This window comes from Streptomyces sp. NPDC056527, from assembly GCF_042794475.1.
Classification (GTDB): Bacteria; Actinomycetota; Actinomycetes; order Streptomycetales; family Streptomycetaceae; genus Streptomyces.
Map to the genome: position 1 here is coordinate 1 of NZ_JBHTTQ010000121.1, position 20428 is coordinate 20428.

Annotated in this window: 21 protein-coding genes; 5 read left to right on the forward strand and 16 right to left on the reverse strand. The window is 72.3% G+C overall.

The genetic code is table 11. The annotated features are described in order from the left end of the window. Window positions 1-17: 17 nt before the first annotated feature. The 4 genes from ACFQ7Q_RS33405 to ACFQ7Q_RS33420 all read right to left on the reverse strand — a co-directional run bounded on the left by ACFQ7Q_RS33405 (window position 18) and on the right by ACFQ7Q_RS33420 (window position 2067). Complete coding sequence (locus tag ACFQ7Q_RS33405) at window positions 18-296, reverse strand: zf-TFIIB domain-containing protein (protein ID WP_383561789.1); 279 nt, start codon at window positions 294-296, stop codon at window positions 18-20. Window positions 297-336: 40 nt separating this feature from the next. After that, window positions 337-1272, reverse strand: coding sequence for a phosphotransferase family protein (locus tag ACFQ7Q_RS33410; RefSeq protein ID WP_383561791.1), 936 nt, complete (start codon window positions 1270-1272; stop codon window positions 337-339). 205 nt (window positions 1273-1477) lie between these two features. After that, window positions 1478-1645 (reverse strand): hypothetical protein, encoded by a 168-nt coding sequence (locus ACFQ7Q_RS33415; RefSeq protein ID WP_383561793.1) that lies wholly within the window; start codon window positions 1643-1645, stop codon window positions 1478-1480. 155 nt (window positions 1646-1800) lie between these two features. Next, window positions 1801-2067, reverse strand: coding sequence for a hypothetical protein (locus ACFQ7Q_RS33420; RefSeq protein ID WP_383561795.1), 267 nt, complete (start codon window positions 2065-2067; stop codon window positions 1801-1803). Window positions 2068-2262: 195 nt separating this feature from the next. On the opposite strand from ACFQ7Q_RS33420, the gene ACFQ7Q_RS33425 reads away from it, so the two are divergent. Beyond that, entirely contained in the window at window positions 2263-3423 is a 1161-nt protein-coding gene (locus tag ACFQ7Q_RS33425) for a serine/threonine-protein kinase (RefSeq protein WP_383561797.1), read from the forward strand. Window positions 3424-3444: 21 nt separating this feature from the next. Here the strand turns inward: ACFQ7Q_RS33425 and ACFQ7Q_RS33430 are convergent, their stop codons facing one another. Then, entirely contained in the window at window positions 3445-4272 is an 828-nt protein-coding gene (locus tag ACFQ7Q_RS33430; RefSeq protein WP_383561799.1) for a helix-turn-helix domain-containing protein, read from the reverse strand. Between the two features lie 49 nt (window positions 4273-4321). On the opposite strand from ACFQ7Q_RS33430, the gene ACFQ7Q_RS33435 reads away from it, so the two are divergent. Further along, window positions 4322-4801: a DUF2000 family protein gene (locus ACFQ7Q_RS33435; protein ID WP_383561801.1), complete on the forward strand. Its 480-nt coding sequence runs from the start codon at window positions 4322-4324 to the stop codon at window positions 4799-4801. Between the two features lie 50 nt (window positions 4802-4851). On the opposite strand, the gene ACFQ7Q_RS33440 is transcribed toward ACFQ7Q_RS33435, so the two are convergent. The 8 genes from ACFQ7Q_RS33440 to ACFQ7Q_RS33475 form a co-directional block, all read right to left on the reverse strand. Next, entirely contained in the window at window positions 4852-5670 is an 819-nt protein-coding gene (locus ACFQ7Q_RS33440) for a TrmH family RNA methyltransferase (RefSeq protein WP_383561803.1), read from the reverse strand. 67 nt (window positions 5671-5737) lie between these two features. Beyond that, the gene (cobA, locus tag ACFQ7Q_RS33445; protein ID WP_383561805.1) at window positions 5738-6973 is read right to left on the reverse strand and encodes a uroporphyrinogen-III C-methyltransferase; all 1236 of its coding nucleotides are present in this window, start codon (window positions 6971-6973) and stop codon (window positions 5738-5740) included. Between the two features lie 253 nt (window positions 6974-7226). Continuing rightward, complete coding sequence (gene cobT / locus ACFQ7Q_RS33450; RefSeq protein WP_383561807.1) at window positions 7227-10607, reverse strand: nicotinate-nucleotide--dimethylbenzimidazole phosphoribosyltransferase; 3381 nt, start codon at window positions 10605-10607, stop codon at window positions 7227-7229. A gap of 331 nt (window positions 10608-10938) precedes the next feature. Next, window positions 10939-12177 carry a precorrin-6y C5,15-methyltransferase (decarboxylating) subunit CbiE gene (cbiE, locus tag ACFQ7Q_RS33455; RefSeq protein ID WP_383561809.1) on the reverse strand — a complete coding sequence of 413 codons (1239 nt, stop codon included), beginning with the start codon at window positions 12175-12177 and terminating at the stop codon, window positions 10939-10941. Between the two features lie 71 nt (window positions 12178-12248). Continuing rightward, entirely contained in the window at window positions 12249-12884 is a 636-nt protein-coding gene (locus ACFQ7Q_RS33460; RefSeq protein ID WP_383561811.1) for a GNAT family N-acetyltransferase, read from the reverse strand. Window positions 12885-13060: 176 nt separating this feature from the next. Then, window positions 13061-13921, reverse strand: coding sequence for a MetQ/NlpA family ABC transporter substrate-binding protein (locus tag ACFQ7Q_RS33465; RefSeq protein WP_383561813.1), 861 nt, complete (start codon window positions 13919-13921; stop codon window positions 13061-13063). A 94-nt stretch (window positions 13922-14015) separates the two neighbouring features. Next, complete coding sequence (locus ACFQ7Q_RS33470) at window positions 14016-14684, reverse strand: methionine ABC transporter permease (RefSeq protein WP_383561815.1); 669 nt, start codon at window positions 14682-14684, stop codon at window positions 14016-14018. Then, window positions 14681-15727 carry a methionine ABC transporter ATP-binding protein gene (locus ACFQ7Q_RS33475; protein WP_383561817.1) on the reverse strand — a complete coding sequence of 349 codons (1047 nt, stop codon included), beginning with the start codon at window positions 15725-15727 and terminating at the stop codon, window positions 14681-14683. Before ACFQ7Q_RS33475 ends, ACFQ7Q_RS33470 begins: the two co-directional genes overlap by 4 nt. 657 nt (window positions 15728-16384) lie before the next feature. Between ACFQ7Q_RS33475 and ACFQ7Q_RS33480 the strand changes: the two genes are divergently transcribed. Together ACFQ7Q_RS33480 and ACFQ7Q_RS33485 are read left to right on the forward strand one after the other, a co-directional pair. Further along, on the forward strand, window positions 16385-16747 hold the full coding sequence (locus ACFQ7Q_RS33480; RefSeq protein WP_383561819.1) for a hypothetical protein: 363 nt from the start codon (window positions 16385-16387) through the stop codon (window positions 16745-16747). A gap of 1 nt (window position 16748) precedes the next feature. Continuing rightward, window positions 16749-17159 carry a hypothetical protein gene (locus tag ACFQ7Q_RS33485; protein WP_383561821.1) on the forward strand — a complete coding sequence of 137 codons (411 nt, stop codon included), beginning with the start codon at window positions 16749-16751 and terminating at the stop codon, window positions 17157-17159. 27 nt (window positions 17160-17186) lie between these two features. Here the strand turns inward: ACFQ7Q_RS33485 and ACFQ7Q_RS33490 are convergent, their stop codons facing one another. The 3 genes from ACFQ7Q_RS33490 to ACFQ7Q_RS33500 form a co-directional block, all read right to left on the reverse strand. Beyond that, entirely contained in the window at window positions 17187-17669 is a 483-nt protein-coding gene (locus tag ACFQ7Q_RS33490) for a GNAT family N-acetyltransferase (protein ID WP_383561823.1), read from the reverse strand. Between the two features lie 38 nt (window positions 17670-17707). Beyond that, window positions 17708-18232 (reverse strand): sigma-70 family RNA polymerase sigma factor, encoded by a 525-nt coding sequence (locus ACFQ7Q_RS33495; RefSeq protein WP_383561825.1) that lies wholly within the window; start codon window positions 18230-18232, stop codon window positions 17708-17710. 88 nt (window positions 18233-18320) lie between these two features. Further along, window positions 18321-19481 (reverse strand): glycerophosphodiester phosphodiesterase, encoded by a 1161-nt coding sequence (locus tag ACFQ7Q_RS33500; RefSeq protein ID WP_383561827.1) that lies wholly within the window; start codon window positions 19479-19481, stop codon window positions 18321-18323. 231 nt (window positions 19482-19712) lie between these two features. On the opposite strand from ACFQ7Q_RS33500, the gene ACFQ7Q_RS33505 reads away from it, so the two are divergent. Further along, complete coding sequence (locus ACFQ7Q_RS33505; protein ID WP_356895083.1) at window positions 19713-20384, forward strand: lysophospholipid acyltransferase family protein; 672 nt, start codon at window positions 19713-19715, stop codon at window positions 20382-20384. Window positions 20385-20428: the final 44 nt, after the last annotated feature.

Sequence of the window (20428 nt, forward strand, 5' to 3'; positions counted from 1 at the left end):
CGTCGTACCCGCTCCTCTCAGGAGGAGAAGAGCATCCGGCCGAAGCCGCGCTGGTGGTGGTGACCGCCGTGGTGGCCGTGGTGCGGCGCACCCCAGGCGGGGGCGGCGGGAGCGGCCTGCGCCGGGTAGGCCGGCGGCGCCGGCGGGGCCTGCTGCACCCACTGGGACTCGAGCCGGGTCAGGGCCTCCAGCTCGCCGTAGTCCAGGAATATCCCGCGGCAACCGCTGCACTGCTCGATCTGGACACCGTTGCGGTTGTACGTGTGCATGGCCGCATGACACTTGGGACACTGCATGTTCGGCTCAACTCCCTGCCGTTCGGATGGTGCTCTCAGCTTAAGAGGACGCGGGCGGGGTCAACTCGGTTCGGAGCGAACCTATTCGGGCGCAGGTGTCGATCATCACTTCCTCGACCTCGTCGAGGGGGCGCTTCTCGGCGGTGGACTTCGCGAGGGCCAGCGCCGCGGTCTGGACGGTCAGGGCACGGGCGGGGACATCGAGTTGGGCCCAGGGGTCGTCGGCGGCGACGGCGGGACCGCCGGCCCCGTGGTACGCGCCGAGGAAGCGGGACCAGACGTCCGGGGGCAGGATGCCGGCGGCGAACCAGGCGGCGGGGCGGGCGAGGTCCCAGGCGGGGTCGCCGAGGCCGAGGTCGTCCACGTCGATGAGGAGCCAGGGGCCGTCGGGTTTCCGTGGGTCGCGCACGAGCTGGCCGAGGTGGAAGTCGCCGTGGCAGAGGAGTCGGCGGCCGGCGGGCTCCTCCGGGAGGGTGCGCCAGGCACTCAGCACGGCCTCGACGGCGGCGGTGGGCGCGCCGTCGGTCCGGCGCATCCGCCGGACCGCGAGGGCCGCCTTGGCAGGAGCGCGCATGGCCGGGAGCGCGGGGGGCGGCGGGGTGCGGTGGAGCCGCGCGAGGAGGCGCGCCGCGTCCTCCCAGGGGGCGGCGTCGGGATCGGCGGGGTCGACGGGGGTGCCGTAGGGCCAGGCGGTCAGGGGGCGGGCGTCGGGAGCAGGGGCCGGTCGGGGATGGGGCGGGAGGAGGATCCCGTCGAGCGCGTCGAGCGCGGCGACGGCGATCCGGGTGGCATGCGTGCCGGGATCGATGCCGGGGGCGTGTGCCTTGACGACGACGGCGCCGTGCCGGACGACGGTGCCGTCGTCACGGTCGGCGAGAACGGCCGTGGTGTGCGGGGCGCATGCGCAGGCCGGGTCGGCACGGTGCGCGGCGTCGCGCGCGAGGGCGCTGAGCTGTTCGAGTAGGGCGTGCTCCACGCGGGGAGCGTACGCGCTGCGCCGCGCACGGGGGGGGCTCGCCTCCCGCCCCTCCCCCGAACCCCTCCGGGTCCCGGAAAGCGCGAGGGCCGGTCAGCTCCCCAGCTGACCGGCCGCACGCTGCCGTCCGCCGCACCCCCGTCCCCACGGGGTTGTTGGCCGGATGTCCCCGACCCGGGCCGCTCTCCCGGGTCCGGGGCGCCACTCAGCGCCCCAGCATCACGCCCACGGACGACGCATGGGTGACCACTGCGTCCCAGCCGCCGAAGACGACGACCAGCAGGGTCGCGAGAGGGAGGACCATGGCGGTCGCCACCAGGGGGTGGCGGCGGCCCGAAGGTCGGGTGCTGATCCGCGGTGCCGAGTACGCCATGGGTCCTCTCCTGTCTCGTCTGGCAGCGGCGGGTGTCTGACCTCGGGGGACGAGTGCTGCACCCGCCGCTTGACCTCAACACTAGGGATCCGATGCCGCCCGGACGTCATGCCCGCGTACCGATCTCCGGGCCTCCATGAGGATGACGAGCACCCCTACGGCGTACTCCCCTGGGTGGAGAGCCCACCCTGGGACTGAGGGTCTTCCCTGAGGGGGACCGGCTGCTCGACCAGTGCGAGGACCCGGCTCGCCATGAAGCGGGCCGTCCGCACGACCACCCCGGTCCGCGTGACTTCGCTCACTTCCACCACCCCCCGCCGTACCGCCGTCTCCACCCTCCGGCCCGCCCGGCTTGCCACCACTTCGTACGTACGTGTCGTGTCCCCCGCATCCACGACTATCTCCACACGATCACCCTTCATCGACCGAATCCCCCTTCTGCGATTGGATGTTGGAGAATCCCGCGGCTCGGACGGGCAGCGACGCCGCCCTCCTGACCACCCCTCAAGTGTCCTCCCCAGCACTGACAATCGATGCGCGCGCGAGGGCGCGGCCTATGAGCACACCGGGGCGGCAATACGTAAGCTGTGCCACGTCGAACGGACGAGGGGACGGACATGGCGATGATGCGGCTCCGGCGCGAGGATCCGCGGATCGTCGGGTCGTTCCGGCTCCACCGGCGACTCGGCGCCGGCGGTATGGGTGTCGTGTACCTGGGGTCCGACCGCCGTGGTCAGCGCGTGGCGCTGAAGGTGATCCGGCCCGATCTGGCCGAGGACCAGGAGTTCCGGTCGCGGTTCGCCCGCGAGGTCTCCGCGGCCCGGCGGATCCGGGGCGGCTGCACCGCCCGACTGGTCGCCGCGGACCTGGAGGCCGACCGCCCCTGGTTCGCCACCCAGTACGTTCCCGGCCCCTCTCTGCACGACCGGGTCGCCGAGGAGGGCCCCCTGCGCGCCGCCGACGTGGCCGCGATCGGGGCGGCGCTCTCGGAGGGCCTGGTCGCCGTCCACGAGGCCGGGGTCGTCCACCGGGACCTGAAGCCCTCGAACATCCTGCTCTCCCCCAAGGGGCCGCGGATCATCGACTTCGGCATCGCCTGGGCCACCGGCGCCAGCACCCTCACCCACGTGGGCACGGCCGTCGGCTCCCCCGGGTTCCTCGCTCCCGAGCAGGTACGGGGCGCGGCCGTCACCCCGGCCACGGACGTGTTCTCGCTCGGTGCCACCCTCGCGTACGCGGCGATGGCGGACTCGCCCTTCGGGCATGGCAGTTCGGAAGTCATGCTCTACCGGGTGGTGCACGAGGAGCCACAGCTGAACGGCGTACCGGACGCGCTGGCGCCGCTCGTCCGGGCCTGTCTGGCGAAGGATCCCGAGGAGCGTCCCAGCACCCTGCAACTCTCCATGCGGCTCAAGGAGATCGCGGCCCGCGAGGCTCAGGGACTGCCCGCCGCCCGCCCGCCGGTGCAGCGGGAGCGCACGGAGCAGTCGACCGACAGTCGGCCGACGGAGCGGTACACCGAGCGCACCACGCAGGGCCGGGCCCAGGGTCCGGCTTCACGGCCGTCCGCGCCCCGCACGGGCGGCGGATCCCCGCGCGCCTCGCAGTCCCGGCCGAACGGACGTTCCGCGCCCTCCCGGCCCGGGGGCGCGCGCACCACATCGGCCGGCCGGCGCCCGGCCAATCCGCGTCTGCTGCGCCAGCGGCTCTTCGTCTTCGTCGTGGTGACGCTGGTCGTGGCCCTGGGCATCGCGGCCGCCCAGGCCCTCCAGGGCTGAGGTCGCGGACGGGCCCGCGGATCAGTCGCGCTCCGCGCGTCCGGTGCGGGCGTACCGGCCCGGGGTGACGCCCCAGACCCGCTTGAAGTGCCGGGTGAGGTGGGGCTGGTCGTAGAAGCCGGTGGCGGTGGCCACCTCGCCGGGCGGCCGGCCGTCGAGGAGCAGTCGACGGGCGAGGCCCACGCGGCGGGACATCAGGTACTGGTGGGGCGCGATGCCGAACGCGGCGCTGAAGGCCCGGACGAGGTGTGCGGGATGGGCGTGGAGGACGGACGCGGCCTCCTGGAGCGTGGTCCCTTCGCGCAGCCGTGTGTCGAGGAGGTCCCGGAAGTCCTGGGCGATTCCGGGGTCGCGCACGGCCCTGTCCGATCCCTCCGCGAGGTCGGCCTCCGACGCGGGGCCCAGGTGGGTGCGCAGGCGTCGGCCGATCAGCGCGAGGCGGCTCTCCGCCTCCAGTTCGTCGCCCGGCCGCGCGAGAGCGGTGTGCAGCTGCTCGACGCGCCGTCGCAGCACGGGGTCGGCGAGGTCCGGTCGGTCGACGGCCGCCCCGATGAGGCTCTCGTCCAGTTGCGTCAGGTCGAGGTAGAGCACGCGCTTGCGGAAGCCGTGGGCGGTGGCGGGTGAGCCGTTGTGCGGGACGTACGGCGGTAGCAGGCTGACGGTTCCGTTCGGGGTGCCGCGCTCGTGACGGTCCAGGTCGTAGCGGACCGCGCCGTCGTCGACGATGAGCAGCGTCCAGTCGTCGTGGACGTGCATCGGGTACGCGTGCTCGGTGAAGCGCGCGTGGAAGACCTCCGTGACCCCCGGCACCGACGGGCGCCATGCGGAGATCTCCTGCCGGGACGTCATGCAAAGAACGTACAAGACGGCGACCCGGCGCATCGCGCAGTCTCGACGTATGAGAACGAACGACGAGAACGGAACGCCGGCCGAGGCCGGGAACGACGCGGTAGACGGCATCGCGCCCGTGCGCTTCGACACGAAGATCGCCGTGCTGCTCCGCGCCGACCTTGAGCCGTGGCAGCGGCTGAACGTCACGGCCTTCCTGGTCAGCGGCCTCGGCACGGCGGCGCCCGTGGTGATCGGGGAGCCGTACGAGGACGCCGACGGCACTCCGTACCTGCCGATGTTCCGTCAGCCGGTGCTCGTGTTCGAGGGGACGAAGGAGGTGCTCTCCGCCGCACACGGCCGTGCGCTCTCCCGGGCTCTGCCGACGGCCGTGTTCACCTCCGACCTCTTCGCCACGGGCAACGACCGGGACAACCGGGCGGCGGTCCGGGCCGTGGGCAAGGACGCGCTGGATCTGGTGGGGATGGCCGTGTACGGGCCGCGCAACGCGGTGGACAAGGTCCTCAAGGGCGCACGGATGCACCCCTGAGCCGACCGGGCCGCGGGCCCAAGGCCCGGCCGTGAGCCCGCCGGACGCGCCTAGTCCTGGGGCCGGCCCGAGGCGACCGCGTAGAAGGCGACGGCCGCCGCCGCTCCCACGTTGAGCGAGTCCACGCCGTGCGCCATCGGGATGCGGACCCATTCGTCCGCCGCCCGCAGCGCCTGGGTGGAGAGGCCGTCGCCCTCCGCGCCGAGCATCAGGGCGGCGCGCTCCAGCTTGTGCGGGGCCGCCACGTCGATCGGGGACGCCTTCTCGTCGGGGGTGAGGGCGAGGAGCTTGAAGCCCGCCTCCCGTACCGCCTCCAGGCCACGCGGCCAGGTGTCCAGACGGGCGTACGGGACCGAGAAGACCGCGCCCATGGAGACCTTCACGGACCGGCGGTAGAGCGGGTCCGCGCAGTCCGGGGAGAGCAGGACCGCGTCCATGCCGAGGGCGGCGGCGCTGCGGAAGATGGCGCCGATGTTCGTGTGGTCGTTGACCGACTCCATGACGGCGACCCTGCGGGTGGTGCTGAGCAGGTCCTCGGCGCTCGGCAGCGGCTTGCGCTGCATGGAGGCGAGGGCGCCGCGGTGCACGTGGTAGCCGGTGACGCGTTCGGCGAGCTCCGGCTGCACCGCGTACACGGGCGCCGGAACCTCGTCGATGACGTCGCGCATGACGTCGACCCACTTGGCGGACAGCAGCATCGACCGCATCTCGTACCCGGCCTGCCGGGCCCGGCGGATGACCTTCTCGCCCTCGGCGATGAACAGGCCCTCCGCGGGCTCGCGTCGGCGCCGCAGCTCGACGTCGGTCAGCCCGATGTAGTCACGCAGGCGCGGGTCGTCGGGATCGTCGATGGTGATGAGTTCGGCCACGAGGTGATACTGCCTTGTCCGGGGTGTGGTGCCAATGTGCGCGACAGGGGGGTTCGGTCACCCCTGGTTACTTCACGAGCTTGTCGGGGCCCTCGCCGACGACCTCTCCGATGACGATGACGGCCGGCGGGCGGACCTCCTGCGCCGTGACGGTCTCCGCGACCGTGGCCAGCGTGGCGTCCACGCGCCGCTGGGCGGCCGTGGTGCCCTCCTGGACGAGGGCGAGGGGGGTCTCGGGGGCCTTGCCGTGGGCGATCAGCGCCTCGGCGATCTTCCCGATCTTGTCGACGCCCATCAGGATCACGAGTGTGCCGGTGAGCTTGGCGAGCGACGCCCAGTCGACCAGCGAACGCGGGTCGTCGGGGGCGACATGGCCGCTGACCACCGTGAACTCGTGCGCCACACCGCGGTGGGTGACCGGGATGCCGGCCGCTCCGGGGACGGAGATCGAGCTGGAGATGCCCGGGACGACCGTGCAGGCGATGCCCTCCGCCGCCAGCGCCTGGGCCTCCTCCATGCCACGGCCGAAGACGAACGGGTCGCCGCCCTTGAGCCGCACGACGGACCTGCCGGCCTTGGCGTGCTCGATCAGCGCGTTGTTGATGGCCTCCTGGGCCATGAAACGGCCGTACGGGATCTTCGCCGCGTCGATCACCTGGACGTGCGGGGGCAGCTCGTCGAGCAGGTCGCGCGGGCCCAGGCGGTCGGCGATCACCACGTCGGCCTCGGCGAGCAGCCGACGGCCGCGCACCGTGATCAGGTCCGGGTCACCGGGGCCGCCGCCGACCAGCGCCACGAACGGGGTACGGGAGCGGTGCTGCGGGGCCGCGATCGAGCCGTCCCGCAGGCCCTCGACGATCGCGTCGCGCACGGCGGCGGAGCGGCGCGGGTCGTGGCCGGTGAGTACGGCGACGGTCACGCCCTCGCTGCGGCCGGTCGCCGGGGTCCAGGCGGTGGCCGCGTCGGCGTCGTCGGAGCGCACGCACCAGGTCTTGGTGCGCTCGGCCTCGGCGGAGGCGGCGGCGTTGGCGACGGGGTCGCTGGTGGCGACGAGCGCGTACCAGGCGTCGGCGATGTCCCCGTCCTCGTAACGACGCCTGACCCAGGTGATCTCCCCTGCCTCGGCCATCGCCTCGACGGAGGGGGTGGCGGACGGGGAGACGAGGGTGATGTCGGCACCGGCGGCGATCAGGGCGGGGAGCCGGCGCTGGGCGACCTGGCCGCCGCCGAAGACGACGACACGGCGGCCGGAGAGGCGGAGTCCGACGGGGTAGGCGGGGTGCGCGGCGGCGTGCTCGGCCATGGGTGTGCGGCTCCTCGGAGGGGCGAAGCGTGTGCGGGGCCGCTGCGGCGGTGAAGCGGCTGGTGGGGCGCGGTTCGTTGACCAGTGCCAACGATATCGGTGACCGGGGGTGGGCGGCCTGTGACGGATGTCCCTCACGGCGGGGCCCTCGGACCCGACGGCCCTTGGACACGCGCCGCCCCCTTGGGCTGTGCCCACCCGTTCCGCCGGGGCGGAAGGGGTGGGCACACCGGTCACGGGGCAGGCGGGAGGGCTACTTCTCCGTCACGCCCGCCGAGTCGAACGTCGCCACCTCGTGCATCGCGCGGGCCGCGCTCTGGACGACCGGGAGGGCCAGCAGGGCGCCGGTGCCCTCGCCGAGGCGGAGGTCGAGGTCCACCAGGGGACGCAGGCCCAGCTTGTTGAGGGCCGCGACATGGCCGGGCTCCGCGCTGCGGTGGCCCGCGATGCAGGCCGCCAGGGACTCGGGCGCGATCGCCCGGGCCAGCAGGGCCGCCGCTCCCGTCGAGACGCCGTCCAGGACGACCGGGGTGCGCAGCGAGGCCGCGCCCAGGATCAGGCCGACGAGCGCCGCGTGCTCCAGGCCGCCGATCGCCGAGAGGACACCGATCGGGTCCGCCGGGTCCGGCTTGTGGAGGTCGAGGGCGCGGCGGACCACGTCCACCTTCCGCGCATGCATCTCGTCGTTGATGCCGGTGCCGCGACCGGTGACCTCGACCGGGTCGACCCCCGTGTACACGGAGATCAGAGCCGCGGACGCGGTCGTGTTCGCGATGCCCATCTCGCCGGTCAGCAGCGCCTTGTTGCCCGCCGCCACCAGGTCCCGCGCGGTCTCGATGCCCACCTCGATCGCGGCGAGCACCTCCTCGCGGGTCATCGCGAGACCGGTCGTGAAGTCGCCCGTACCGGCGCGGACCTTGCGGGGCAGCAGCCCCGGCGTGGACGGCAGGTCGGAGGCGACGCCGACGTCGATCACGCAGACCTCGGCGCCGACCTGGTTGGCGAAGGCGTTGCAGACCGCTCCGCCGCCGAGGAAGTTCGCGACCATCTGGCCGGTCACCTCCTGGGGCCAGGCGGTGACGCCCTGGGCGTGCACGCCGTGGTCGCCGGCGAAGATCGCGACCGCCGCGGGCTCCGGGATCGGCGGCGGGCACATCCGGGAGAGCCCGGAGAGCTGCGCGGAGATGATCTCCAGCATGCCGAGCGCCCCGGCGGGCTTCGTCATGCGCTTCTGCCGCTCCCACGCCTCACCGAGCGCCTTGGCGTCCAACGGGCGGATGTTGGCGATGGTCTCCTGGAGCAGGTCGTGCGGCTCCTCGCCGGGCAGCGCGCGGCGGCCGTACGTCTCCTCGTGGACGACCCAGGACAGCGGGCGCCGCTTGGACCAGCCCGCCTGCATCAGCTCGGGCTCCTCGGGGAACTCGTCGACGTACCCGACGCACAGGTACGCGACGACCTCCAGGTGCTCGGGGAGGCCGAGCGCGCGGACCATCTCGCGCTCGTCGAAGAAGCTGACCCAGCCGACGCCGAGCCCTTCGGCACGGGCGGCGAGCCACAGGTTCTCGACGGCGAGCGCGGAGGAGTACGGGGCCATCTGCGGCTGCGTGTAGCGGCCCAGGGTGTGCCGGCCGCCCCGCGTGGGGTCGGCGGTGACGACGATGTTGACCGGGGTGTCGAGGATGGCCTCGATCTTCAGTTCCTTGAACTGCTTCGCCCGGGCCTTCGGCAGCGACTGCGCGTACGCCTCGCGCTGGCGCTGGGCGAGTTCGTGCATGCTCCGACGGGTCTCGGCGGAGCGGATGACGACGAAGTCCCAGGGCTGCGAGTGGCCGACGCTGGGCGCCGTGTGGGCGGCCTCCAGGACGCGGAGCAGCACCTCGTGCGGGATCGGGTCGGACCGGAAGCCGTTGCGGATGTCGCGGCGCTCGCGCATCACGCGCAGAACGGCCTCGCGCTCGGCCTCGGCGTACCCGGGTGCGGGTGCGCCGAGCGCCTCCGGCTCCTGAGTCTCCTCGGGGTCCTCGGCCACCGGCTCCTCCGCCGAAGACTCTTCGGCGGCGGGCTCGGCAGCCTCCGCGGCGGGCTCGGCGGCCTCCTCGGCCGCAAGGGGCTCCGGGGCCTCGACGGGCTCCGCGACCTCGGCCTCGACCGTGACCTCGGCCTGGGGCGCGGGCTGCTCCTCCTGCTCGCCGGCCTCGGCGACGGCCTCCACGACGGCGGGCTCGTCCACCACGGGCTCGTCCGCGGCCGCCTCGTCCACCACGGGCTCGTCCGCGGCGGGCTGTTCGGCGGCGGGGGCCTCGGCGACCGGCTCCGACTCGGGCTCCGGCGCCACCTCGGCGACGGGCTCGACCACGGGCTCGGCGGCAGCCTCCGGGACCGGCTCCGGCTGAATCTCGGCCTCGACCACGGGCTCAGCCGCGACCTCGGCCTCGGCCTCGACCGGCGGCACGGGAACGGCGGCGGACGGACCGCCGTCGCGCGGGGCGGGGACGGCCGCGGGGACCTCCTCCGCGGGAAGCTCCGTCACCACGAGAGCCTCGATCGGCGCCTCGGCCACGACCTCGACCGCGGGCTCCTCGACGGGCTCGACGGCCTGCGTCTGTACCGGCTCGGGCATGGGCTCCGGTGCGGGAACCGGCTCCGCGGCGGCCTCGACGACCTCGACCACCGGCGTCGGCGCCAGGTGGGGGGTGGTCGGGACCGTGCCCTCGACCTGGACGAACTGGCCGACCGTTTCTGCGGGTGCCGCCTGCGGCGCCGACTCGGGTGCCGCGACGGGCCCCTGGGGCTGCGGGTCCCACGGGACGGCGCCCTGCGGCGGGATGTCGCCGAGCTGGGGGGCGACCGGCGCGACCGGCTGCTCCTGCGGGATGTCGAGGTACTCGGGGCCGGTCGTCGGCGGGCCCTGCATGGGGGCGGGCATCGGTGCCGGCATGGGCATGGGCGTCGGAGTGGCGACGGAGGCGGCGACCGGTACGGACGCCGGGACGGTCACGGGAGCGGGCGCGGCGGCCGGTACGCCGGCGGGGCCGCGGTCGGCGAGCGAGCGCACGACTCCCCCGCTGGCCTCGGGCATGGGCGGGCCCATGTGCAGCGGACGGCGGGCGGGCGGCGGCGTCGGAGCGGCGGTGGCGGGCGGCGGTACGCGTACCGCGCTGAGGTCCACCGAGCCGGAGTCGCGGCCGGCCGCCTCGTGGGCGCCGGTGTCCAGGATCCCGGGCTCGTAACCGTGGTCGGTGAGGACGGGCTCCTGCGCCGTCGGCACTCCGTGCGCGGGCGTGGAGAAGGTCTCGTGGACCACCTGCGGAGCCGTCGCCACCGGAGCCTGCGCGGCGAGGGCGTCGGCGATCGGGCCCGCCAGCGGGTCGGTGAGCGGGTCACCCATGTGCTGCGGCTGCCCCGGCATCATCCCGGGCGCGGGTACGGCGACGGGCGACGCGGGCATGGCGCCCGGCTGGTGCTCGCTCCAGGCGCCCTGGGCGCCCGGCATCAGGAGCAGGTCGTCGTCCTCGGCTGCGTTCTCGGAGGGGTCCAGGAAGGTGTACGCGCCCGGAGCGGGGATGCCCGGCTGCTCGACCATGCCTGCGTTCTCCGGCAGCCCCTCGCCCGGGACCTGGCCGGTGTCCGTCATGCGTACCCCTCGCCCATCGGTTGTGCTCCTTCAGACCTTCACCCGTCAACAAGAACGAGCGTGCGCGCCGTGCGGCACGAATGACGCGCGGACACCCCAGCATTGTCGCGGCCATCGGCCGTCATGACAGGCGGATCCGCCACGGTTTGCTGTGGACTGCGCCACGTCGCGCGTCCCCCGGTTGCTCCGTACCACATCAGCGGCCCAATGAGGCCACCACTTCCGGACATTGACGAACAAAGTATTGAAGGTCCGGCTGCGGTACAACAATCCGCCAGCCTACCTGCCCCTGTGGGGCGGCCAGGTCACGGGTGGGGTTCCTCGGGAAAGGCTACGGGGAGGTCGACCGGCGCCCGGAGATCAGGAAGACCACGGTGCGGTCGCGTTCCGACCAGTCGGCCGGGTCGAGACCGACGCTCTGCAGCAGGGCGCATTCGACGGCGTAGCCGCCGTCGGCGAGCGCCGCGCCGATGGCCTCCGCCTCGTCGCGGGTGGAGGCGTGGGTGACGATCCGTTCGGGCCTGCGGTCGGTGCAGGCGGTGACGACGGGGACGCCGCCGCCGCCGATCCGTACGACATCGGGTTCGGGGAGCCGCTCCAGGACGTGCGGGGCACGGCCGCGCACGGCCTGCAGCTGGACGCCGTCCCGGCGGGCGGCGGCCTCGGTGCGGGCGCAGGCGTCGGGGTCGGCGTCCACGGCGATGACGGCCGCGCCGAAGCGGGCGGCCTCCACGGAGAGGGCGCCGCTGCCGCAGCCGATGTCCCAGACGAGGTCGCCGACGCGCGGGCCGAGGCGGGCCAGTTGGGCGGCGCGCAGTACGGGTGTCTCCCCGACGCCGGTTCCGGTGCCGACCTCGTTGCGCGAGCCGGTGGCGGAGCCGCCGCCCGTCTCCGCGGGCCCCAGGGCCCAGCCCCGTACCTTCGGCGTCTCGTGCCCCATCAGCCAGCCCCCGCCCTGAGCACCGGCGGACCCGCCGATGACGATCACGACGTTCGGGTCGCGCCAGGCGTGGTCGGCGGCCTTGTCGGAGGTGAGGACGGTGACCTGCTCCCGGTCGGTGCCGAGCTCCTCGCAGATCACGAAGGTCCGGTGCACACCGTCGAGGAGGAGGGCGAGCTCGGCGGGGCCGGCGCCGGGCGAGGTGAGGACGGCGACCTTGGGGTGGGCGCGGCAGACGTTCACGGCACGGCGCAGGGTGCGCTGGTGCGCCACGACGATCCGGGCGTCGTCCCAGGGCATTCCGGCGCGGGCGAAGGCGGCGGCGACGGAGGAGACCGCGGGGACGACCTCGACCTCGAGGCCGTGCTCGGGGGCGCGCAAGGTGCGGACGACGCCGAAGAAGCCGGGGTCGCCGTCGGCGAGGACCACGGCGGTGCCACGGTGGCCGGCGATGCGACGGGCGGCGAGGTCGACGCTGCCGAGGCGGATGCGCTCGGCTCCCGGCGGCACCTCGGGCAGGGCGAGGTGGTGCGCGGCGCCGGCCACGAGGGTGGCGGCGGAGAGCGCGGACCGGGCCGCTGCGGTGAGGGGCGAGCCGTCCCAGCCGATCACCGTGACCCGGTCGGCCATCGTCGTCTGTCTCCTGAGGTCTTTGTCGCAGGTCGGGGGGTGTCGAGGGTACCCCGGAGCAGGTGACCCGCTCAGCTCCAGTCGGTGAACGACGAGTATCCGGCCTCGGCCATCTGGTCGGCGACGCCTTCCAGGTCCTCGGGGAGCAGGCCCCACAGGATGAAGTCGGTGCGAAGGTCGGCCCAGTCGCCGTCCTCGGTGCGGGTGCGGGCTATGCAGGCGCCGCGCAGAATGCCTTCGCTGATGCACCCGATCTTCTGGGCGACCTGCTGCGAGGCGGTGTTGTCGGCGGCGGTGCGCAGCTCGATCCGCTCGAAGCCCTGGTCGCCGAAGAGCCACTGGGCGGTGGCGAGGGCGGCTTCGGAGGCGTAACCCTCGCCGCGGGCCCAGGGAGCGACGATGTACGACATCTCGGTGGACCGCACCCGCCAACTGGTCTTGCCCAGCTGGATGATGCCCACGAGGCGCTGGGTGAGGAACTCGGTCACGGCGAGGTCGAGCCCGCGGCCCTCGGTGCGCTCGGTGGGCGCGTACTCGGTGATCCACCGGTGCGCGGCCTCTTCGGTGAACGGCTGGGGGACGGCCGTCCAGGCGGCGACCATCTCGTCGTTCATCATCTCGGCGAGGGCCGGGGCGTCGGCCTCTTCGAGCGCGCGCAGCACCAACCGGTCCGTGTTGATGGAGATGTCCGGAAAGGTGGTAGTCATGCGCAGCTCCATGCCGAGGACCGTCCGAATCGACCGTGAACGCACAGCATGCAGTATGAAGCCGCAGGTGTGCATGGCCGGGTCCGATGTGGCGTCAGATGACGCCGGGCGCGACAAAGGCCCCGCGCACCGGACGGGATGCGGGGGCCTTCGTCACAAGAACTGTACTGCGAGCCTTACTTGGCGACGGCGCCGAAGGCCGGGACGACCGCACCGTTCTTGTAGGTGTCCTCGATGTACTTCTTCACCTCGGGCGAGTTGAGGAGCTTGACGAGCTTCTGCACGCGCGCGTCCTTCTCGTTGCCCTCCTTGACGGCGAGGAAGTTGGCGTACGGGTTGCCGTCCGTCTTCTCCAGCGCGATGGCGTCGTCGGCGGGCGAGAGCTTGGCCTCGATGGCGTAGTTGCCGTTGATGACCGCGGCGTCCACGTCGTTCAGGGCGCGGGGCACGGTGGCGGCCTCCAGCTCCTTGAACTCCAGGCCCTTCTTGTCCGTGATGTCGGAGAGCTTGCCGTTGGAGCCGACGCCGTCCTTGAGGGTGATGAGCCCGTTGTCGGCGAGCAGCTTGAGCGCGCGGCCGCCGTTGGTGGTGTCGTTGGGGACGGCGATGGTCTGGCCGGCCTTGAGGTCCTTGAGGTCCTTGACCTTCTTGGAGTAGAGGCCGAGGGGCTCCAGGTGGACGTTGACCACCGGGACGATGTGGGTCTTGTTCTTCAGGTTGAAGTCGTCGAGGTACGGCTTGTGCTGGAAGAAGTTGGCGTCGACCTGGCCGGACTCGGTGGCGGTGTTCGGCAGGACGTAGTCCGTGAACTCCTTCACCTCCAGCTTCAGGCCCTCCTTCGCGGCGAGGTTGTCCTTGACGTAGTTCAGGATGTCGGCGTGCGGCGTGGGGGACGCGGCGACGACGAGCGGCTTGTCGGCGGAGCCGGCCGAGTCCTTCGCGGAGGACGGGTCCGACGACGTGCCGCAGGCGGTGAGGCCCAGGGCGAGTGCGGCGGTGGCGGCGATACCGGCGGTGAGCTTGATGTTCTTACGCACGAAAAGTGCCTCTTTCTGGTGGTGCGGTGGACGCCTGGACAACAAGTCCGGGCTCTTCTTCGAAGGACGAAGTCTGTGGGGGTGGCGCCTTGGGTCAGGCGGTGCGTCCTCGGCGGGCGAGGAGGCGGACGGCGAGGTCGCCGATGAGCTGGACGACGGTGACGATCGCGATCAGGACGACGACGGTGACCAGCATGAACTGGGTGTCGAAGCGCTGGTATCCGTAGGTGATCGCCTTGGAGCCGAGGCCCTCGCCGCCGACCGCGCCGGCCATGGCGGAGTAGCCGACGAGCACGATGACGGTGGTGGTGACACCGGAGACCAGCGAGGGCAGTGCCTGCGGCAGCAGCACCTTGCGGATGATCGTGGGCACGGAGCCGCCCATGGACTGGACGGCTTCGACGAGTCCGTGGTCGACCTCGCGGACGGACGTCTCGACGAGGCGCGCGAAGAACGGGATGGCGCCGATGGCGAGCGGCACGATCATCGCGGTGGGGCCGATGAAGGTGCCCACGACGAAGGTGGTGAAGGGGATCAGGGCGATCAGCAGGATGATGAACGGCAGCGAGCGGCCGATGTTCACGATCACGCCGACGACCTTGTTGACCACGGTGTTCTGGAGCAGGCCGCCCTTGTCCGTGAGGACGAGGAGGATGCCGAGCGGCAGTCCGCCGAGGATGGTGACGGCCGTGGCCCACAGGACCATGTAAAGGGTGTCGACCGTGCCCTGCTCCAGCAGGGGCTGCATCTCCGACCAGGTCACTTGGCACCTTCCTTGACCAGTTCCGCGGTGGGCGCGGTGTCCTCGTCGACGACGTCGACCTGGAGGCCCTGCTCACGGAGGAAGCCGACGGGCACGACGTTCTCCTCGTAGCGTCCGGGCAGTTCGATCCGCATCCGGCCGATCTGCTTGCCGCCGACGGTGTCCATCGCGGCGCCGAGGATCGAGATGTCGATGTTGTACGTACGGGAGAGCTGGGAGATCACCGGCTGGGTGGCGGCCTCGCCGTGGAAGGTGACGTCGACGACCGTGCGGTCGGGGCCGGTGGCGGCGCCGCTGACGGGGAAGAGCTCGGCCGCCAGCTCGGAGCCGGGAGTGGCGAGCAGTTCGCTCACGGTGCCGGACTCGACGATCCGGCCCTTCTGCATCAACGCGGCCGAGTCGCAGATCGTCTTGACGACGTCCATCTCGTGCGTGATGAGCAGGACGGTGAGGCCGAGCTGCCGGTTGAGGTCGCGCAGCAGCTGGAGGATGGAGCGGGTGGTCTCCGGGTCGAGGGCGCTGGTGGCCTCGTCGGAGAGGAGCACCTTCGGGTTGCCGGCCAGGGCGCGGGCGATGCCGACGCGCTGCTTCTGACCGCCGGAGAGCTGGCCGGGGTAGGACTTCGCCTTGTCGGCGAGGCCCACGAGGTCGAGGAGTTCCAGGGCGCGGCTGGTGCGCTCGGCACCGGAGACGCCGAGGATCTCCAGCGGCAGCTCGATGTTGTCCTTCACGGTGCGCGAGGACAGCAGGTTGAAGTGCTGGAAGACCATGCCGATGCTGCTGCGGGCGCGGCGCAGGTCCCTGCCGGCCCGGCGGCCGTTCGCCGCCAGCGCGGTGAGGTCGACTCCGTCGACGGTCACGGTGCCGGAGGTGGGGCGCTCCAGGAGGTTGACGCAGCGGATGAGCGAGGACTTGCCGGCGCCGCTCTGGCCGATCACGCCGAAGACCTCGCCCTCGCGGACGTGGAGGTCGACGCCGTCCAGAGCGGTGACCTGGCGGCCTCGCGACTCGTAGACCTTGGTCAGGCCCGAAGTGGTGATCACAGGGGTTTCCGTCACTGTCGAGTGCGCGGCGCGGGGTCCGCCGGGCACGGGGCATTCGTCGTTCGGACAGTCAGGCGCGAAGTGGGCTGGTCCAGCGGGTGGCCGGAAGGCAGCGCGTGCGCGGGGCAGGCACGGTCCGGCGCCGCAAGGGCGGGCGGATCGGCTCGGCCGTCGGGGTCTCGCTTCGGGGCGCGAGCACCCCCAGCCTTCGGCCGGGGGTGCCCCCACAGGCTGGGGCCCTCAGAAGGCGCACATTCGACACATACAACGAGCACCGGGCGTGCTGATCGCCTCGGTCGCAAGGGTGCGGCTGCTCGTCGTGGTCATGTCTGCAAGTAAAGCACGCACCTGTCAGGCCGAATCGAGGGTGTCCGAATAGCGGACATCGGCGAGATGTCATGCGGACACTTCGCCCGGCCGTCGCACTCCGGCGGCGGCTTCCGCTCTCCCGTCCGTGGCCTGCGCGGATACCTCCGGCAGGTCGGTCACGGCGACATCGGCGCCGGGGCCGGGACGATCGTGAGCTGTGGCCAAGGCCACGGTCCGAGGGCCCGCCCCGCGACCGTGCCCCATCGGACGGCCGCACGGGCCTCGACCCTACGGGGCGGGTGGGGGGCGAGCGCATCGGGCCTTTTGGCCCGTAATACCCTCAGGCCCATGCTTGACGCCCTGACGGTCGCGGTCTCGGTGGCCGCGCTCGCCCTCGCCGCCTGGTGCGGCTTCGCCTTCACCCGTGATCAGCCCACCAAGGACTGGCACTTCATCGGCATGGCCGTGGTGACCTTCCTCGCACTGGTGCAGCTGATCTTCGGCATCGTGCAGCTCTCGCGCGGCGAGAAGGCCGAGGAGGGCACGACGATCTTCGTCGCGTATCTGCTGGGCTCGCTCTGCGCCGTCCCGGCGGCCGGGTTCATGTCGCTCGCGGAGCGGAGCCGCTGGGGCTCGGCCACGGTGGCGGCCGGCGCGGTCGTGCTCGCGGTGCTCGAGGTGCGTCTCTTCGACATCTGGACGGTGGGCTGAGATGAGCGCGACCGACGGAGCCGCCCGCCTGGTCAAGGGCCCGGGCATGCTGCTGGTCTGGCTGTACGGAGTGATGTCGGTCGGCGCGGTCTCGCGCTCGATCTACCAGATCGCGACCGAGTTCGACCGGGCGCCGCTGGCGTACGCGCTGTCGGCGGTGGCGGCCGTGGTGTACGCCTTCATCACGTACACGCTGGTCAGGGGTGGAGAAACGGCCCGCAGGGCGGCGCTGGTGTGCTGCGCCGCCGAGCTGGTGGGCGTACTGACCGTGGGGACCTGGACGCTCGCGGACCCGTCCGCGTTCCCCGACGCCACGGTCTGGTCGGACTACGGCTACGGCTACATCTTCATCCCGGTGCTGCTGCCGGTGACCGGAATCTGGTGGCTCCGCCGCTCCAGGGCGACCGCGTAGACGTCCGCGGTCTCCTCGGGCGAGCCCCTAGGCCGCTTTCTCCAGGGTCACGAGGGTGAGTCGCGGCCCGATCTCGCGGGTGGCGACCTGCTCGTAGCCCTTGCTGCGGTACAGCCGGAGGTTGCCCTCGCTGCGGTGGCCGGTGAAGAGCTGGAACCGCTTGGCGACGGGGACCGGGTCGCCGGCGAAGTGGCTCTCTATGGCGTCGAGCAGCCGGCCGCCGAGGCCGTGGCGCTGCATTCGCGGGTGGACGATGAGCTTGGCGATCCGTACGGTGCCGGTCTCGTCCACCCGTCCGCGTACGGAGGCGACGACCTCGTCCCCGAGGCGTGCCACGAGGCCGTACCCCTGGGCCAGTTCGGCCCGCAGGGCGTCCAGGGTCTGGGTGAGCGGCTCGATGGAGTAGTCGCCGTAGAGCTCCGCCTCGCTCTGGTAACAGAGGTACTGCAACTTGAGTATGTGCTCCGCGTCCTGCGCGGCTGCCGCTGAGATGGTCACGCTCATGCCCATGTGCGCATGCCTCCCGCTCACCTGGTCCACCGGTCGGTCTACCGCACCCTTCCCCTCAAGGTCGATGCGGGAACCTCTGCAGCCAGCATTCTGCGCAGGCATCCCAGGCAACGGGAACGCATCGGTCCCAGACTGCCCTGTGAGATACCCAACTCCCCTGCGATTTCCCGGTAGGTGGGGTCGGCCGGGTCGAGCATCGCGGTGAGCAGGCGCGGGCAGTGGCCTGGGGTACGGCGGACGGCGGCGCGCACGACACGGCGGCGTTCGGCCACGAGGGCGGAGCTCTCGGGGGAGTCGTCCGGCTCGGCGGCCTCCTCTCCCAGGTAGGGACGCTCCCGCAGGGCGGCGCGGCGGGCGCGGCGCGCCTCGGCTCGGACGGCTCGGCGGAGCCAGTCGGCGGGGTGGGTCGGTGCCTCGTCGTCCTGGAGACGCTCCAGGAGCCTGAGCCAGACGGCCTGCTCGAGGTCGCCCGCCTCGACGCCGGCGGCGGGGGCCTCGGCGTTCGACTCGGCGGCGAGGAGGGGGGCGAGGGTGTCGAGGAGCTGCGCGTCGGTGGAGGTCATGACCGGCACGATGCGGGTCCGGGGCGGGGCGGTTGCGGGACGGGGCGTAAACCACCCGGTCGGGCGTTCCGACCGGGTGGCGCGGTGCTCAGCTCCTCGTGAAGTCCGCCGCTGCCAGGAGGGCCGTGTCCGGGTTGTCGGAGAAGATGCCGTCGATGCCCGTCGCCAGGTAGGTCTTCAGCGCGCCGAAGACGTCTCCGTAGGCGTTCGGGTCCGTGCCTCGGCGGAAGTCGGCGGGCAGGAAGCTGTTCTCGTTGCGCTGGGTGTACGGGTGGAGGATCAGGTCCGCCGCGTGCGCGTCGCGCACCAGCGTCGTCGGGGTGCCGAGCCGGCCGCTCGCGTCGCGCGGGATGACCAGGTCCAGGGTGGGGCCTATCCCCTGGGCGTACGAGGCGATCCAGCGCAGCCCCGCGGGGGTCACGAGGTCGGCGACGGTGCGCGGGTCACCTGCCTGGACGAAGTCCCAGGGGCGGCTGTTCGCGGCCGACAGCAGGACCACGCGCGGGGAGTTCACCAGCTCGGCGAGGCGCTGGATGCTGCTCGGCTCGAAGGACTGCAGGAAGACCGCGGAGTCGGAGCGGTGACGACCGTACCGGCGCAGCAGCTTGGCGAGGCGCTCCTCCAGCCCGAGGCCGAGGGCGCGGAAGTAGGTGGGGTGCTTGGTCTCGACGTGCAGCCAGACCTCGCGGCCCCGGCGTCGGCCCTCCTGCTCGGCCCAGCGCAACACCTCCTCGAAGGTGGGGATCTGCCAGCGGCCGTCGTAGAGGGTGTTCTCCTGGCGGGTGCCCGGAATGCGCTCCTTGGCGCGCAGCGTCTTCAGCTCGGCGAGGGTGAAGTCCTCGGTGAACCATCCCGTCAGCGAGACACCGTCGACGGACTTGGTGGTGCGGCGGGAGGCGAACTCGGGGTGGTCGGCGACATCGGTGGTGCCGGTGATGTCGTTCTCGTGGCGGCAGACCAGATGGCCGTCCTTGGTGGGGACGAGGTCCTGCTCGATCACATGGGCGCCGAGGTCGAGGGCGAGCCGGTAGGAGCCGAGAGTGTGCTCGGGGCGGTAGCCGCTGGCGCCGCGGTGGGCGATGACGGTGGGGACGGGGAGGGAGCGGAAGCCGTGACCGTGTCCACGGCCCCGGCTCTCGGCCGCCTGCGCGGTGCCGGCGGGAAGGACCGTCGACGCACCCAGTACGGCCGCGCCCGCCACCCCGAGGACCGTCCGCCGGCCCGGGCTCCGGTGCTCACCCTGTGTCATGAATGCTCCTTCGAATTGTGATGTCCCGCACCTGTCAACGGCTGCTCCGACCGTAGGCAGTCACCCCTTACCTGCGGCAGACCCTGGCCGAACATGGCGGAAACACACGTCAACACTGCGTATCGACTCGGTGAACCCGATGTGCGCAGGGGGGTGACCCGCGAGTATCGTCCTCACCTGCACAGTCCCCCACACACATCGACGCCGACCGTCCCGATACCGGAGGAACCGTTGTCCCGTCTCGCACTCATCAAGGCAGTGCTCGGACCGATCCTGCGCCTGATGTTCCGCCCACGTGTGGAGGGGGCCGAGAACATCCCGGGAACGGGTCCGGTGATCCTGGCGGGCAACCACCTGACCTTCATCGATTCGATGATCATGCCGATCTGCACGGACCGCCCGGTCTTCTTCATCGGCAAGGACGAGTACGTGACGGGCAAGGGGTTCAAGGGCCGGCTGATGGCCTGGTTCTTCACCAGCGTCGGCATGATCCCGGTGGACCGCGACGGCGGCCGCGGCGGTGTCGCGGCGCTGATGACGGGCCGCCGGGTGCTGGAGGAAGGCAAAATCTTCTCCATCTACCCCGAGGGCACCCGCTCCCCCGACGGCCGGCTCTACCGGGGCCGTACCGGCATCGCGCGCCTCACCCTGATGACCGGAGCCCCGGTCGTGCCGTTCGCGATGATCGGCACCGACAAGATCCAGCCGGGCGGGGCGGGCCTGCCCCGGCCGGGCCGGGTGACCGTGCGCTTCGGCGAGCCGATGGAGTTCTCGCGGTACGAGGGCATGGACCGCGACCGCTATGTGCTGCGGGCGGTGACGGACTCGGTGATGGCCGAGGTGATGCGGCTGTCCGGCCAGGAGTACGTGGACATGTACGCCACCAAGGCGAAGGCCGCGTAGCGGTCACGGAGTGAACGAGTGGGCCCCGCACGGCAGTCGCCGTG